Raw genomic sequence first — 15,384 nt, 5'->3', positions numbered from 1 at the left:
CGCGGGTAGATCCTCCTCTTCGATCTCCGTTCGCACGCCGTCGCAGCCACGCTGTCGGCGCGCTTTTTCGTCTCCTCTTTCGCCTCGTCACTTCTGAGAGTCATGTCTGCCACCCCTGCTCCGCATATCCCTCCTTCCTCCGTCTCTCTCTCCACTCCGGCCGCTCTGTGGCGGCTGAAGCCGTTCGTCCGTCCGATCGTCTGGCGCCTCGTCGGCGGCGCCGGAAGTGCGCTCGCCGCCGCGATCATCGCGCTGATGGTGCCGATCGTGCTCGAGCAGGTCGTGCGCGGCCTCGAAGCACAGTCCGTCAACCTCGGGCTCATCGTCGGCGGCGCCGCCGTCGTGCTCCTGCTCGGCTTCGGCGAGGCAGCCATGGTGTGGCTGCGCCGCTGGTTCGTCCTCACCCCGGCGACCGAGGTCGAGTTCCGGATGCGCTCCGAGATCTACGCGCGGCTGCAGACGCTGCCGGTCGCCTTCCACGACCGCTGGCAGTCCGGCCAGCTGCTCAGCCGCATGATGCAGGACATCGGCCTGATCCGCCGCTGGATCGCGTTCGGTCTGATCCTCCTCGTCGTCAACGTGCTGACGATCATCATCGGCTCCGTGCTGCTTTTCCAGTGGCACTGGATGCTCGGAGTGATCTTCCTCATCACCGGTGTGCCGATGTGGATCCAGGGCTACCTGTTCGAGAAGCGCTACGGCGCGCTCGCGAGGCAGAGCCAGGACCAGGCCGGCGACCTCGCCACGAGCGTCGAGGAGAGCGTGCACGGCATCCGCGTGCTGAAGGCGTTCGGCCGCGGACAGCACGCCCTCCGTCGCTTCAGCTCGCAGGCCGAGACGCTGCGCGAGACCGAGCTCAACAAGGCCAGGGCCGTCGGCCGGATCTGGTTCTGGTTGGACCTCATGCCGCAGATCGCGTTCGGTCTGAGCCTGATCACCGGCATCTGGCTGGTCTGGCAGGGGCAGATCGACGAGGCGCAGCTGTTCGCGTTCTTCGCGATGGCGACCGTGCTGCGCTGGCCGATCGAGTCGATCGGGTTCCTGTTCTCGTTCATGCTCGACGCCCGCACGGCGACCGACCGCGTGTTCGACATCTTCAACGAGAAGAACTCGATCACCGACCCGGAGAAGCCGGTGCACATCGCCGAGCCCCGAGGCGAACTCGCCTTCGAGAGCGCGCACTTCCGCTACCAGGACGCCGGTGCGTCGGAGCGCGACCTCCTGGACGGCATCGACCTCGTGCTGCGCCCCGGCGAGACCATGGCGCTGGTGGGGCTCACCGGTTCGGGCAAGACGACGCTCACGACCCTGCCTGCACGTCTGTACGACGTGACGGGCGGCCGGGTGACCCTCGACGGCGTCGACGTGCGCGACCTGCCCCTGGCCGAGCTGCGCACGCACATCGCGATGGCGTTCGAGGACGCGACGCTGTTCTCGGCGACCGTGCGCGAGAACGTGCTTCTCGGTCGTGCCGACCTCGACCCGCACAGCGAAGAGGGCGAGCGCGTCATGCGCGAAGCACTCGACGTCGCGCAGGCCGCGTTCGTGGACGCTCTGCCTGAGGGCACCGAGACGATCATCGGCGAGGAGGGGCTGAGCCTGTCCGGTGGACAGCGGCAGCGCCTGGCACTCGCCAGGGCGGTCGCCGCGGCACCGAAGGTCCTCGTGCTGGACGACCCGCTCTCGGCGTTGGACGTCGACACCGAGGCGCTCGTCGAGGAGGCGCTGCGCCACGTGCTCGCCGAGACCACGGCGCTCGTCGTCGCGCACCGCCCGTCGACGGTGGCGCTCGCCGACCGTGTCGCGCTGCTCGAGTCGGGCAGGGTCACGGCCGTCGGCACCCACACCGAGCTGCTGCGGACCAGCTCGCACTACCGGCACGTGATCTCGAGCCTCGAGGCCGAGGAAGCCGCCAGAACCGGGGCGATCCCGATCATCACGGAGGAGATGCTTGCGCACTCCACGGCAGGCGAGGACGAGGAGGTGCAGGCATGACCCTCACCGGAACCCAGGGCGAGGATCGCTCCAACTACACCCGCGAGGAGAGCAGGGCCATCCGGCGTCGCTCGCTGCGCCTGCTCGGCTCGCTGATCACGCCGCTGCGAGCGCGGATCGCGCTGGCCGCCGTCGTGCTCGTCGTGTCGACCGCGCTGCAGGTCTCCGGTCCGATCCTCATCGGGCTGGGAATCGACCGGGCACTGCCCATGCTGCTCGACGAGGCGGACTGGATGCCGGCGATCCTCGTCACCGTCATCTACATCTTCGCGGGGGCGACGGCAGCCGCGCTCATCGGATGGTACGTCGTGATCGCGGCGCGGATCACCCAGGCCGTGCTGCTGGATCTGCGCAAGCGCATCTTCCTGCACACCCAGAAGCTGAGCCTGGAATTCCACGAGTCGTACACGTCCGGGCGCATCATCTCGCGTCAGACGAGCGACCTGGATTCGATCCGTGAGCTGCTGGACGGCGGACTGAACAACCTCGTCTCCGGCGTGCTGTTCGGGATCTTCACGTTCATCGCCCTGATCATCGCTGACTGGCAGTCCGGACTGATCCTGCTGCTCGCCGGCGTTCCGCTGGCGTTCCTGATGCGCTGGTTCTACTCGCGTTCGCAACTCGTGTACCGGGAGTCGCGGGTCATCAGCGCGAAGGTGATCGTGCAGTTCGTCGAGACGATGACCGGCATCCGTGCCGTGAAGTCGTTCCGCAAGGAGCCGCGCAACGACAAGACGTTCCGCAAGCTGGCCGGTGACTACCGCGACGTGAACCGCCGATCGATGGTGCTGTTCGGCACGTTCGAGCCCGGGCTCATGGCCGTCGCCGCGCTGACGACCGCGTTCGTGGTGCTCTGGGGCGGCGTGCGCGTGTCGACCGGCGCGATCGGCATCGGCGTCCTGCTGAGCGCCGTCCTGTACGTGCGGAACTTCTTCGCGCCCATGCAGGAGATCGCCATGTTCCTGAACTCCTACCAATCGGCGACGGCCGCGCTGGAGAAGGTGTCCGGCGTCCTCGACGAGGTCCCGACGGTTCCGGACCCCACGAAACCAGTGGATCTGTGGGAGTCGCGCGGACACGTCTCGTTCGACGAGGTCACCTTCGGGTACAACGGCGAGAAGACGATCCTGCCGAACTTCTCGCTCGACATCCCCGCCGGCCAGACCGTGGCGCTCGTCGGAACGACGGGAGCGGGGAAGTCCACGCTGGCGAAGCTGATCTCGCGGTTCTACGACCCGTCCGAGGGGCGTGTGACGCTGGACGGCGTCGACCTGCGTTCGCTGCACCCGAAGGACCTCCGCCGGGCGATCGTCATGGTGACGCAGGAGGCGTACCTGTTCAGCGGAACCGTCGCGGACAACATCGCCCTCGGAAAGCCGGACGCGACGCTGGATGAGATCCGCGCCGCGGCGAAGGCGGTCGGCGCCGACGAGTTCATCTCATCGCTGCCGGACGGCTACAACACCGACGTGAACAAGCGAGGCGGGCGCGTGTCTGCCGGTCAGCGTCAGCTGATCTCGTTCGCACGCGCGTTCCTGGCCGACCCCGCGGTGCTGATCCTCGACGAGGCGACCGCATCGCTGGACATCCCGTCGGAGCGGCTCATCCAGGACGCCCTGCAGACCCTGCTCGCCGACCGCACGGCGATCATCATCGCGCACCGGCTGTCGACCGTCGCGATCGCCGACCGCGTGCTCGTGATGGAACACGGCCGGGTCATCGAGGACGACAGCCCCGAGGCGCTCATCAGCGGCACGGGCAAGTTCGCCCAGCTGCACGCCGCGTGGCAGGAGACGCTGGTCTGATCCTGACCGGGGCGGATGCCGAGGCATCCGCCCCGGTTAGCATGAAGGGCATGGACCCCCTGCTGCTGGCCGAGTTCTGGTGGGCGGCGCCGGCGGCAGTCGGTGCCGTGGGGGCCGGCGCGTGGGGAGTGCACAGAGTGAACGCCGAACGACGACTGGCATACGATGCCGCCAAGCTCGAGCTGCGTGCCGCGATCGCCGAGGCGATCTCAGCGCAGAACGCCGCACGGGTCGCGAAGACCGATCTCACCAGGGTCTCAGCCGATCGGGCGGCGTCGCGCGCGAGCCTGGACGATGTGAACCGCGCCCGACGGGACCTGCAGACCGCGCAGCGGGAGGCCAAGGCGGCGGCGGCCGCGGTCAAGGCGCTGCGAGCCAGGGTGACCGCGGCGAGGGCTGAGATCCCGCCGAGATCCGAGCCGACGCCGCTGGAACGGCTGCGCGCCCAGCACGACACCGTGCTCGTGCGCTGGATGCAGTACGAGACCGATCCGGCGCGGATGATCGCGTATCCGACCATGAGCGACGGGCACGTGCCGGAGACGGCGGCCTTCCTGTCCGCGCTCGAGCGTGCGCAGGAGAGCCGGCCGGCACCCGGAAAGGTGACGCCTGCTGAGTACACCGCGTACCGGCTCTCCGTGGTGCGCCTCGAGCGCGCCTTCGACGACGCGGAGCAGGCGGCGCACATCGCGGCGGGCGAACGGCCGGCGGTCGGCCCAGGATGGCAGGACGCCGCTCAGCAGGTCATCACCCTGTCGGCCGATGTGCTCGACCGTGCGGCCGCGGCCGCGGCATCCGCCATCGCCGCCTGGCGGGACCGCCCGCGCCCCGGCGACCGACCCTGACGACCGTTCCCGAACGACGTCGTGCCCTTCGACGGCGGCGCGGCGGGCGCGCAGAAGGAGGCGACGGGGTCTCGGTGGGGGAGGGGATCCGAGGCCCCGCCGCCGGTCTTAGGAGTCGATCCGGATCTCGGCGATGACCTCGCCGTACTCCGTCTCACCGACGGGAGAGAATCCGACGCGCGTGAAGAAGGCCTCCGGCCCGTCCTCGCCCGCCTCGTAGATGACATCGACGTGATCGAAACCGCGCTTGCGCGCCTCTTCGACGAGTGCCTCGACGGCGAATCGTCCGACGCCACGGCCCTGGTCATCGGCATCGACGTTGATCCGCCACAGCACCGAGCGGAAGTGCTCCTCCGGCGCATCGGAATCGAAGTTCGCGCTCACGAAGCCGACGACCTCGTTGCGATCGAGGACCACGCGCTGCCACGACGTCTTCGGGTTGATCACCGTGGCGGCGATCCCGTAGGAGACCGGCGCGAGGAACTGCTCCTGTCCGGGCTTCAGGGACAGGTTGTTGACCGCGACGATCGTCGCGGCGGACAGTTCGACCACACGGAGTTCCGACATAAGCCCAGGGTAACCGCTCCCAGTGGTTCTGACACCAGAGGAGGACGAATCCCTCGGATCAACGCGGCGGCGGGGCCTCAGGTATCTTGGTATCGAGACAAATGCCCTCGTGAACGGAGATCTCCCGGTGACCGACGACGCCATCATCTACACCTACACCGACGAGGCACCGGCTCTGGCCACCGCTTCGCTCCTGCCGATCGTGAAGGCGTACGCCGGAAAGGCATCGATCGCGCTCGAGACGCGCGACATCTCGCTCGCCGGCCGTATCCTCGCCGCGTTCCCGCAGCGGCTGAGCGCCGACCAGAACGTCTCCGACGCGCTCGCCGAGCTCGGCGGACTGGCCACGACGCCCGAGGCCAACATCATCAAGCTGCCCAACATCTCGGCATCCATCCCTCAGCTCAAGGCGGCGATCGCCGAGCTGCAGTCCCAGGGCTTCGACGTGCCGGACTTCCCCGACGAGCCGTCCACGCTCGAGGAGAAGGATGTACGCGCCCGCTACGACCGCATCAAGGGCTCCGCCGTGAACCCGGTGCTGCGCGAGGGCAACAGCGACCGTCGTGCTCCACTGGCTGTGAAGAACTACGCCAAGAAGCACCCGCACCGCAACAAGGCGTTCGCAGAGGGGTCGAAGACCCGCGTCGCGACGCTGGGTCACGACGACTTCAAGGCGAACGAGAAGAGCTGGGTCGCCCCCGCCGACGACGTGCTGACGATCCAGCACGTCGCCGAGGACGGAACCACCACGGCGCTGAAGGAGAACCTCAAGGTCCTCCCCGGCGAGATCGTGGACGCCACGTTCCTGTCGGCCGCGGCGCTGGACGCCTTCCTCGCCGAGACCCTCGCGGAGGCCAAGGCCGACGACGTGCTGTACTCGGTGCACCTCAAGGCGACCATGATGAAGGTCTCGGACCCCATCATCTTCGGTCACGTCGTCAAGGCGTACTTCGCGGATGTCTTCGCACAGCACGGCGATGCGCTCGCCGCTGCCGGCCTGAGCGCCAACGACGGTCTCGGCTCGATCCTGACCGGTCTGGCGGACCTGGACGGCGGCGAGGCGATCGCCGAGGCGTTCTTCCGCGCCATCCAGGACGGACCGCGTCTTTCGTACGTGAACTCGGACAAGGGCATCACCAACCTGCACGTGCCGAGCGATGTCATCGTGGACGCCTCGATGCCCGCGCTCATCCGCAACGGCGGCAAGCTCTGGGGAGCCGACGGCGGCGAGGCGGACACGCTCGCGGTCATCCCGGACTCCTCGTACGCCGGCGTCTACCAGGCCACGATCGACGACGTCATCGCCAATGGGCCGCTCGACCCCGCCACGATCGGCACCGTGCCGAACGTGGGGCTGATGGCGCAGGCCGCCGAGGAGTACGGCAGCCACGACAAGACGTTCGAGGTCGCAGCGGCCGGCCGCATCCAGGTCGTCACCTCGTCGGGTGACGTCGTCATCGAGCACACCGTGCAGGCGGGCGACATCTGGCGCGCCACTCAGACCAAGGACATCGCGATCCGCGACTGGGTGAAGCTGGCCGTCTCGCGCGCCCGCGCCACCGGCTCGCCCGCGGTGTTCTGGCTGAACGCCGACCGGTCGCACGACGCGGCGCTGATCGCCAAGGTGAACGAGTACCTCGAGGATCACGACACCGACGGGCTCACGATCGAGATCCTTGCGCCCGAGGACGCCACGCGCTATTCGCTCGAGCGTCTGCGCCGCGGCGAGGACACGATCTCGGTGACCGGCAACGTGCTGCGCGACTACCTCACCGACCTGTTCCCGATCCTCGAGGTCGGCACCAGCGCCAAGATGCTGTCGATCGTCCCGCTGCTCGCCGGCGGTGGACTGTTCGAAACCGGCGCGGGCGGCTCGGCTCCCAAGCACGTGCAGCAGCTCGTCGAGGAGAACTACCTGCGCTGGGACTCGCTGGGCGAGTTCTTCGCGCTGGCCGCCTCGCTGGAGCACTTCGCGGACTTCGCAGGCAATGAGAAGGCGCGGGTGCTGGCCGAGACGCTGGATGCCGCGACCGGCACGTTCCTGGAGGAGGACCGCTCTCCCGGCCGTGCGCTCGGCACGATCGACAACCGAGGCAGCCACTTCTATCTCGCCCTGTACTGGGCGCAGGAGCTGGCGAAGCAGACGAAGGATGCCGACCTCGCGGCAGCGTTCGCGCCGATCGCCGAGAAGCTCACGGCTCAGGAGCAGGACATCGTCGCCGAGCTGAACGCCGTGCAGGGCTCGCCTGCCGACATCGGGGGGTACTACCGCCCGGACGCAGCGAAGGTCGAGGCGATCATGCGTCCGTCCGCGACGCTGAACGCGGTGATCGACGCCCTCTGACCCGGCGGACGCACGAAAAGGGGCGGATGCTTCGGCATCCGCCCTTTTCGTATGCTCTCCGTGGACCGGAGGCGTCGGTCAGTTGTGGACGTGGACCTCGACGCCGTCCGGCGCCCACTCGTAGACCCACTGCGCGGCCGAGATCGGCATGTTCACGCAGCCGTGGCTCATGACGCTTCCGAAGTTGCTGTGCCAGTACGTGCCATGGAAGGCCTGGTCGCCGTTGAAGTAGGTGACCCAGGGGACGTCCTTGGTGAGGTAACCCGCCGACGCGCCGCCCATGTCCTGGATGCGCACGTGCGCGCGGATCTTGAACTTCCCGGTCTCGGTCTCGTGGCCCGGCCTGCCGGAGGAGATCGCCCACGAGTTCACGAGCTGATCGTTCTCGTAGAAGTAGGCGCGCTGCGAGCTCAGATCCACCTCGGCTCGGCGGACGAGCGCCGTCGTCTCGAACGGGGTCTCGGTGACCTGGAGTGCGTACACGGCGTTGCCGTCGGTCAGCTGCGCGGCGAAGTCCTCGGCGATGCCCGAGGTGTCACCCAGCGCACGACCGTTCTGGCCGGCGGTGAGCTCGCGGAGCACGTTGCCGCTTCCGTCCGTGACGTTCTTGGCGTTGACCGGCGCGCGATCGACGGCGGCGGCGAGTCCGTCCACCGTCGTCTGGATGGCTGCGGCGTCGGCCTCGACGACGAGTTCTCCGTCGACGTTCTCGACGCTCAGCCAGGTCGCGGCGACAGCGGGGCCGACCGGAACGGTGCGCTCCTCGCCGACGTAGAAGCCGATGCCGGCGAGCATCGTGTTCAGCTCGGATGCCGTCGCCTCGGCATCCTCGGTCGAGACGTCGGGGAGTGCTTCGGTCGGGTCACCGGTGAACTCGAGGCTCGACTTGCCGTCGCCGATCGCTTCGACGAACGCGCCCGAGAGCGCGTCGACGTCGATGCCGGAACCGGATTCGGCCGGCGTGACCGTGTAGGTGCCGGATGCGCCGTCGAAGACGACGGTGGCGTCGGTGGCATCGGTGAACGACGCAGGTGCGGCGGAACGCAGCGTGCTCTCGGCCGTCTCCGCGTCCAGTGCGATGCTCGCCGAGATCGGGTCGGCACCCCACTGGCTGACGTTCCACAGCGGACGCTCGGCGAAAGCCTGCTCAGCCAGCGCCGTCGCATCGACGGACGCGCCGAGATCGGCACCCGTCACCACGACGTCGCCGCCCATGCCGGTCAGCGTGACCTCGGTCTCGGCCAGGCGGTTGCTGATGGTCTCGGCGGCCATGCCGGGGGTCATGCCGCCGACCTGGATGCCTGCCACGCTCGTACCAGGGGCGATCAGGACCATCGAGGCCGCTGCGGCACCGAGCACGACGACGCCCGCGCCGATGCCGACCCAGAGGCCGATGCGCTTCTTCCTGGGCGCCGACTCGATCGGAGCCCACTCCACGTGCGGGTTCTCCGGGGGCTGCTCCGCGTTGCGGGCCGCGCTCGTCGCATCGCTCTCCGAGATCACCGCGGTCTTCGCGGTGTCGGAGCCGGATGCTGCAACAAGATCGGTCACGATCTCACCCCCCGTGATCGGCATGACACGTATCGCCTCTATCGTACGGGATCCGTTATCACGAAACGGCAACGGTCGGCAACTTCGCGGGTGCGGCCTGGAACGGGCCGGGGCTGTCGATCTCAGGAGGCTCGTCGATCCGACGCGTTTCTTGAGATCGGACTGCGTCGTCACCCGCGCTCCAACAGCTCGCAGAGTCGACGACGAGTGAGCCGCGACGGCCGACGCGCAGATCACCTGCCAGTATGGGGTCGTGCGGATCGTCGGCAGTGTCTCCCTGACGATCGCGGCGACGCTGCTCGGACTTCTCGGCAGTCTCTTCCTCGGCTTAGCCGGCCTCAGCCTCGCGGGCCCGGGCGCCACGGTCATCGAGTACTCCGATTCGGATGACGGCGAGCGGTCGATCGGCATCGGTATGGGCATCGCCGCGCTCGTGGCCTGGCTCGTGCTGCTGCTGTCCGCCGCGCTCGTGGGGCTGCGCGGCCCGCGGCCGACGCGCGCTCGGCGTGCGACGGTATGGATCGCCGTGGGGCTGAGCGCTGTCCTCGTGCTGGGGGTTCTGATCGCGGTGCTGGCTACGCCTCCCGCCAGCGAGTATCCGCTTCCGGAGTGGAACCGCGCGCAGCCTGCGACATGAGCGCGATTGCCAAACGACGGATGCCCCGCGACCAGGAAGGTCGCGGGGCATCCGTCTGAAGAGGTTCGCGGTGGATCAGCCGGCGCAGAGCTCGTAGAACTCGGTCGTCGACGCCTGCAGGTCGCTCGTCACCGTGGTGAGGTCGGCGGCGACGGACATGTCCTGGTCGACCAGGACGGCGGAGAGCAGGTCGCGCATCTTGCCGAAGTCCTCGTAGATGGCGGTGACGGATTCCTTGACCTCGGCGTTGTTCACCGATGCGGCCACCTCGCCGATGGCGTCGGTCGTCGCGGTGAACGTGTCCAGCGTCGTCTGCGGGTCAGCGGTCGCGGCCTCGATGTCGAGCTCGGACATGGACGTCGTCGCGGCGGTGATGTCCTCGGTCGCGGCCTTGCACGCGTCGGCGACGGACTGCTCCGCCGTGGACTCGGCCGGCGCTTCGCTCGCGGTCGTCTTGTCGGAGTCGTTGGCCTTGTCGGCCGTGCTGGGCGTTCCGCCGCATGCGGTCAGGCCGAGGACGGCGACGGCTGCGATGCTCAGAGCAGCGATCTTACGATTCATGAGTTTCCCCCTGTGATGGCGCACCGCATCGCGGTGCTGATTCTCCGGTCGCCTCAAGTCAATCACAGGAGGCGTTTCGGCCCTGACGGGGAGAAATCCCCATCCTCGCGATGGCTGTCAGGCGTCGACGATGGCGATGCCGTCGATCTCGACGAGCATCTCCTCGCGCGGCAGGCCGGTGAAGACCGTCGTGCGCGAGGGGAGCACGCCGCCGGTCGTGTGCGCCTCGACGAATGCGCCGTACGCCTCGTTCATGATTGGGAAGTCCTCACGCTTGGTGAGGTAGACGCGCAGCATCACGACGTCGTCGAACGTGGCACCGGATGCCTCGACGATCGCCTTGACGTTCTCGAGCGTGCGGGTGGTCTGCGCCGCGACGTCGCCGGGGAAGAGGTACTCGTTCGTCGCCGGGTCGACGGGACCCTGGCCCGAGACCTGCACGAACGGGCCCTTGCGGACGCCCTGCGAGAACGTGTGCGCGGGGGCGGGGGCGGCGTCGGTGGTGACACGGATCTTCGAGCTCATGCCTCCAGCCTAGTAGCCTTGTTAGGTGCCTCTACAAATTCCGGACCCCGTGCTCGGCCCCTGGGCCAAGGCCTTTCCCGCCCGCGCCCACGGGTTGCGGCTCTCCGACGTGGGGGATGCCGGCCTTCGCCTCTCCGAGTTCTCCACGCCCGTGATGACGGTGCATGCGGACGCTCTCACCCACAACGAGACGACGGTGTTCGAGTGGGCCGGCGACCTCGGCATCCTGCTCGCCCCGCACGGCAAGACGACGATGTCGCCGGCGCTCTGGCAGCGCCTGCTGGATGCCGGGGCCTGGGGGATCTCGGTCGCGACGCCCTGGCAGGCCGGTGTGGCCATCGATGCCGGCGTGCGAACCGTGCTCATCGCCAACAGCGTGACCGACGTCGCGGCGGCCGCCGAACTGGGCGCTCAGCTGTCGGGCATCGACGGGTTGCGCATCATCTGCTGGGCGGACTCGGAAGCCACCGTCGCCCTGCTCGCCGGCGCACTCACGGACGACGCGCACCCGCTCGACGTGCTCGTGGAACTCGGCGGCGCGAACGGGCGGACGGGCGCGCGCACGATCGCCGACGGCGAGCGCATCGCCGCCGCCGTCTCCCGCGCGTCCGGTCTTCGCCTGGCCGGCGTCGCCGGATACGAAGGGCCGTTCGGCCCGGACCGCAGCCACGAGTCCGTCGCGGCCGTCGACGCCTATCTTCAGGGCCTCGTCGATCTGCACGAGCGCCTGGAGTACCCCGTGGGGGTGCGCCCGATCCTCTCCGCCGGCGGCAGTTCGTTCCCGGATCGCGCGGCCGCGATGCTCGCGCCGCACGCCGGTGACGTCGACGTCGTGCTCCGCTCCGGTGCCTTCCAGATCCACGATGACGGCTTCTATTCGCGCATGTCGCCCTTCGGCGCGGCGGTGCCGACCGAATCGCTGCGCTCCGCGATGCACGCGTGGTCGCGGATCGTCTCGCATCCGGAACCCGCATTGGCGCTGCTGGATGCCGGGCGCCGTGACGTGCCGTTCGACATCGACCTGCCGATCCCGCAGACCGTCGAGGGCGAGGTCACCGCGCTCAACGACCAGCACGCCTTCTTCCGCCTCTCCGATGGCGCGGAGGTCGCGGTGGGGGACGTCGTGCGCCTCGGCCTGTCGCACCCCTGCACGGCGTTCGACAAGTGGCGCGTGGTGCCGCTCATCGACGACCCGGATGCCGAGGATCCGCGCGTGATCGGGGCGGTGGCGACATGCTTCTGAGCGCCGAACACGCCGCCGCCGGACGCGTACGGGTGTATCGCCGCGCGAGCGTGGTGGACGGAACAGGCGACGAGCGGTTCACCGCGGACGTCGCCGTGGAAGGGACCCGGATCGTCGGCATCCGCCGCGGCGACGATGCGGACTTCGAGCTGCCGGACGGATCCCTCGAGGTCGACGCGACGGGTCTCGTCCTCGCCCCCGGCTTCATCGACATGCACGCCCACAGCGATCTCGCCGTGCTCCGCGGCGCCGAGCACACCGCCAAGATCGCCCAGGGCGTCACGTGCGAGGTCATCGGCCAGGACGGGCTCGGTTACGCTCCGCTGGACGAGCGGTCGGCGGCCGCGATCCCCGCGCAGATCGCCGGCTGGAACGGCCCGGCCGAGGTGCGATGGCGCACGACGGCGGAGTTCCTGGAGGCGATCGATGCAGCCACGGCGGCCAACGTCGCCGTGCTCGTGCCGCAGGGGAACCTGCGCATGATGGTGATCGGCCATGAGGACCGCGCGGCCGAACGGCACGAGCTCGCGCGCATGGCGGAACTGCTGGGTGACGCGTTGGACGCGGGTGCGTTCGGGATGTCGAGCGGCCTCACCTACACACCTGGGATGTACGCGTCGACCGCCGAGCTCGAGGCACTCTGCCGTGTGGTCGCAGAGCGCGGCGGCTACTGGGCCCCGCACACCCGCAGCTATGGCGCGGCTGCCCTTGACGCGTACCGCGAGGTGCTCGACATCGGTCGGCGCACGGGGTGCCCCATCCACCTGACGCACGCCACCATGAACTTCGCGCCGAACCGAGGGCGTGCGGCGGAACTGCTCGCGATCGTCGATGCGGCCGTCGCGGACGGCGTGGACGTCACGCTCGACACCTACCCGTACCTCCCAGGGGCGACGACGCTGGCGGCGCTGCTGCCGAGCCGGCTCGCCGCGGGCGGCGACCTCGTCGGCACGATCGCCGCGCTCGATGCGGACGGCCGAGAGCAGGTGCGCCTCGAACTGGAGGAGATCGGCTGCGACGGCTTCCACGGCGAACGCGCCGACTGGTCCGCGATCGAGGTCTCGGGCGTCGCCCACCCGGCTCTGGCCGGCCTCGTCGGTCGCCGCATCGATGAGATCGCACGGTCCGAGGGCCGGCGGCCGGTCGATGTCGTGCTCGACACCGTGGTGCAGGATGCCGGGGCCACCGGCATCCTCATGCACATCGGCGATGAGCAGAACGTCCGCGAGATCATGCGGCATCCGCGGCACAGCGGCGGCAGCGACGGCATCCTGATCGGAGACAAGCCGCACCCGCGTGGATACGGGACGTTCCCGCACTACCTCGGCCACTACGTGCGCGAGCTCGAAATCCTGACTCTCGAACAGGCGGTGCAGCACCTCTCCGCGACGCCCGCGCGCCGGCTCGGACTCGACCGAGGGGATGCGCCCCGCGGCATCATCCGCGAGGGCGCGACGGCGGATCTCGTACTGTTCGATCCGCTCACGGTCGGCGCAGGCGCCACGTTCGAGACACCACGGGCCGAGGCCCGGGGCATCGTCGACGTGCTCGTCGGGGGAGTGGCGGTGATCGAGAGCGGCCGGCCGACCGGACGCACGCCGGGTGCGGCGCTGCGCATGCCCCCGCCCGCCCACCGCACGGCTGTTCCCCGGCTGGATGCCGAGATCGACGCCGCAGCCGAGCCGTTCGTGCTCCGCCCAGGCACAGTCGTCGAGGCCTCGGACGCCTTCGCCGGCGTCGCGGAGCGGCTGCGAGACGCGCTGCGGATCCAAGAGCCGGAGGATGCCGCGGCAGGCACGATCGCACTCGTCCGCGACCCGCAGCAGAAGCAGTCCGAGTCGTTCCGCATCGACGTCTCGGCCGAGCGCATCGAGGTGCATGCCGCCGAGGCCGTCGGTGCGTTCCGCGGGGTGATGGCGCTGCGTCAGCTCCTGCCGCCGGAGTCCGCCAACGGGGCACGACTGCCGGCAGGGCACTGGCGCGGCGCACCCGCGTTCGGATGGCGAGGCGCGATGCTCGACGTCGCACGCCACTTCCGACCGGCCGCCGACATCCGGCGCCTGATCGATGTGCTCGCGGCGCACCAGCTCAACGTCCTGCACCTGCACTTGACCGACGACCAGGGCTGGCGCTTCGAGGTGCCAGGGTACCCCGCGCTCACCGAGGTCGGCGCACGACGCGACGCCACTCAGCGCGGGCACGGTCCACTCGCGACGGTCGAGCCTGGGCGTCATGAAGGGCACTACACGACTGCGGAGCTGCGCGAACTCGTGCGTTACGCCGCCGAGCGGTTCATCACGCTGGTGCCGGAGGTGGAGCTCCCAGGACACGTGCAGGCCGCGCTCGCCGCGTACCCGGCGCTCGGCAACACCGACGCCTCGGACCCCGTCGATGGCCCCTGGGAGCGCTTCGGCGTGAACGAGCGGACGCTTGCACCGACGGAGGAATCCCTCGCGTTCGGCCGCACCGCCATCGATGCGCTGTGCGACGTGTTCGATTCGCCGTGGATCGGCATCGGCGGTGACGAGGTGCCCGTGACCGAGTGGCAGCGCAGCCCCGCGGCGCAGGAGCGGATGCGTGCCCTCGGTCTGAACTCCGCCAGGGACATCCAGCCGTGGTTCACCGCGCATCTCGTCGCGCACGTCCGTTCGCGCGGGCGGACGGCGCTGGCGTGGGATGAGGTGCTGGAAGGCGACGTCCCCGACGGGGTCGAGATCCTCGCCTGGCGCGCACCCGTCGCGCTCCAGGAGGCGCTGGACCGCGGCATCCCCGTCATCGCGTGCCCAGACCTCGAGGTCTACCTCGACTACCGGCAGTCCGAATCGACCGACGAACCGGTGCCGGTGGGGCCGCCTCTGACCATCGAGCACGCCTACACGCTGCACATCGATGAGCGCGCGCTCGGCGGCCAGGCCAACACGTGGACGGAGCACCTGCCCAGTCGCGATCGGGTGGACTTCGCGATGTTCCCCAGGCTCTCCGCGATCGCGGAGCGCCTGTGGCTCGGAGGCGAGCCGGACGAGTACGCCGGTTTCGCGCGCCGACTGCCGGTTCAGCTTCGGCGTCTGGCTGCGATGGGAGTGCGGTATCGTCCCCTCGACGGTCCGTCTCCCGAGCAACGTCGGCCCGGAGTCCCAGGCAAGCCGATGAGCGTGCAGGATCGCCAGCGGATCGTCGCCGAACTCGTCGCCGGTCTGGGAGCGCACGGGGGAGCGGAGAGCGCGCATCGCTAGGTAACGTTTCGGTAACCCTCCATCGCGTCGACCTCGCAGAGGTTGCGCAACTCTATGTTCGTAAGGTCTACTAACAAA

11 protein-coding genes are annotated in these 15,384 nt (G+C 69.3%); 7 read left to right on the top strand and 4 right to left on the bottom strand.

Annotated elements, in window-relative coordinates; translation table 11 throughout:
* The first annotated feature begins 102 nt into the window (after window positions 1-102).
* The 3 genes from OED01_RS11765 to OED01_RS11755 are packed head-to-tail and all read left to right on the top strand — an operon-like array spanning window position 103 to window position 4,645.
* Window positions 103-1,995, top strand: coding sequence for an ABC transporter ATP-binding protein (locus OED01_RS11765; RefSeq protein WP_264155468.1), 1,893 nt, complete (start codon window positions 103-105; stop codon window positions 1,993-1,995).
* Window positions 1,992-3,800: an ABC transporter ATP-binding protein gene (locus OED01_RS11760; protein WP_264155467.1), complete on the top strand. Its 1,809-nt coding sequence runs from the start codon at window positions 1,992-1,994 to the stop codon at window positions 3,798-3,800. The genes OED01_RS11765 and OED01_RS11760 overlap by 4 nt, the downstream gene beginning before the upstream one ends.
* A 50-nt stretch (window positions 3,801-3,850) precedes the next feature.
* Entirely contained in the window at window positions 3,851-4,645 is a 795-nt protein-coding gene (locus OED01_RS11755) for a hypothetical protein (protein WP_264155466.1), read from the top strand.
* 108 nt (window positions 4,646-4,753) lie between these two features.
* On the opposite strand, the gene OED01_RS11750 is transcribed toward OED01_RS11755, so the two are convergent.
* Window positions 4,754-5,212 carry a GNAT family N-acetyltransferase gene (locus tag OED01_RS11750; protein ID WP_264155465.1) on the bottom strand — a complete coding sequence of 153 codons (459 nt, stop codon included), beginning with the start codon at window positions 5,210-5,212 and terminating at the stop codon, window positions 4,754-4,756.
* A 127-nt stretch (window positions 5,213-5,339) separates the two neighbouring features.
* Here OED01_RS11750 and OED01_RS11745 point away from each other — a divergent pair, with 127 nt between their 5' ends.
* Entirely contained in the window at window positions 5,340-7,556 is a 2,217-nt protein-coding gene (locus OED01_RS11745) for an NADP-dependent isocitrate dehydrogenase (protein ID WP_264155464.1), read from the top strand.
* Window positions 7,557-7,634: 78 nt separating this feature from the next.
* On the opposite strand, the gene OED01_RS11740 is transcribed toward OED01_RS11745, so the two are convergent.
* Complete coding sequence (locus OED01_RS11740; RefSeq protein ID WP_264155463.1) at window positions 7,635-9,131, bottom strand: L,D-transpeptidase family protein; 1,497 nt, start codon at window positions 9,129-9,131, stop codon at window positions 7,635-7,637.
* A 229-nt stretch (window positions 9,132-9,360) separates the two neighbouring features.
* Between OED01_RS11740 and OED01_RS11735 the strand changes: the two genes are divergently transcribed.
* Window positions 9,361-9,744, top strand: coding sequence for a hypothetical protein (locus OED01_RS11735; protein WP_264155462.1), 384 nt, complete (start codon window positions 9,361-9,363; stop codon window positions 9,742-9,744).
* Window positions 9,745-9,819: 75 nt separating this feature from the next.
* Here OED01_RS11735 and OED01_RS11730 read toward each other — a convergent pair whose 3' ends face one another.
* Together OED01_RS11730 and OED01_RS11725 are read right to left on the bottom strand one after the other, a co-directional pair.
* A complete protein-coding gene (locus OED01_RS11730) occupies window positions 9,820-10,305 on the bottom strand; it encodes a hypothetical protein (RefSeq protein ID WP_264155461.1) in 486 nt (161 codons plus the stop codon).
* A gap of 117 nt (window positions 10,306-10,422) precedes the next feature.
* Window positions 10,423-10,830 carry a RidA family protein gene (locus OED01_RS11725; RefSeq protein WP_264155460.1) on the bottom strand — a complete coding sequence of 136 codons (408 nt, stop codon included), beginning with the start codon at window positions 10,828-10,830 and terminating at the stop codon, window positions 10,423-10,425.
* 25 nt (window positions 10,831-10,855) lie between these two features.
* Between OED01_RS11725 and OED01_RS11720 the strand changes: the two genes are divergently transcribed.
* Both OED01_RS11720 and OED01_RS11715 read left to right on the top strand, forming a co-directional pair.
* Entirely contained in the window at window positions 10,856-12,073 is a 1,218-nt protein-coding gene (locus OED01_RS11720) for a type III PLP-dependent enzyme domain-containing protein (RefSeq protein WP_264155459.1), read from the top strand.
* Window positions 12,064-15,306 carry a family 20 glycosylhydrolase gene (locus OED01_RS11715; RefSeq protein WP_264155457.1) on the top strand — a complete coding sequence of 1,081 codons (3,243 nt, stop codon included), beginning with the start codon at window positions 12,064-12,066 and terminating at the stop codon, window positions 15,304-15,306. The genes OED01_RS11720 and OED01_RS11715 overlap by 10 nt, the downstream gene beginning before the upstream one ends.
* Window positions 15,307-15,384 lie beyond the last annotated feature (78 nt).

The organism is Microbacterium sp. M28 (assembly GCF_025836995.1).
Taxonomy (GTDB): domain Bacteria; phylum Actinomycetota; class Actinomycetes; order Actinomycetales; family Microbacteriaceae; genus Microbacterium.
Note: the sequence above shows the minus strand (reverse complement) of the source record. Positions and strands in the feature narration are given on the sequence as shown.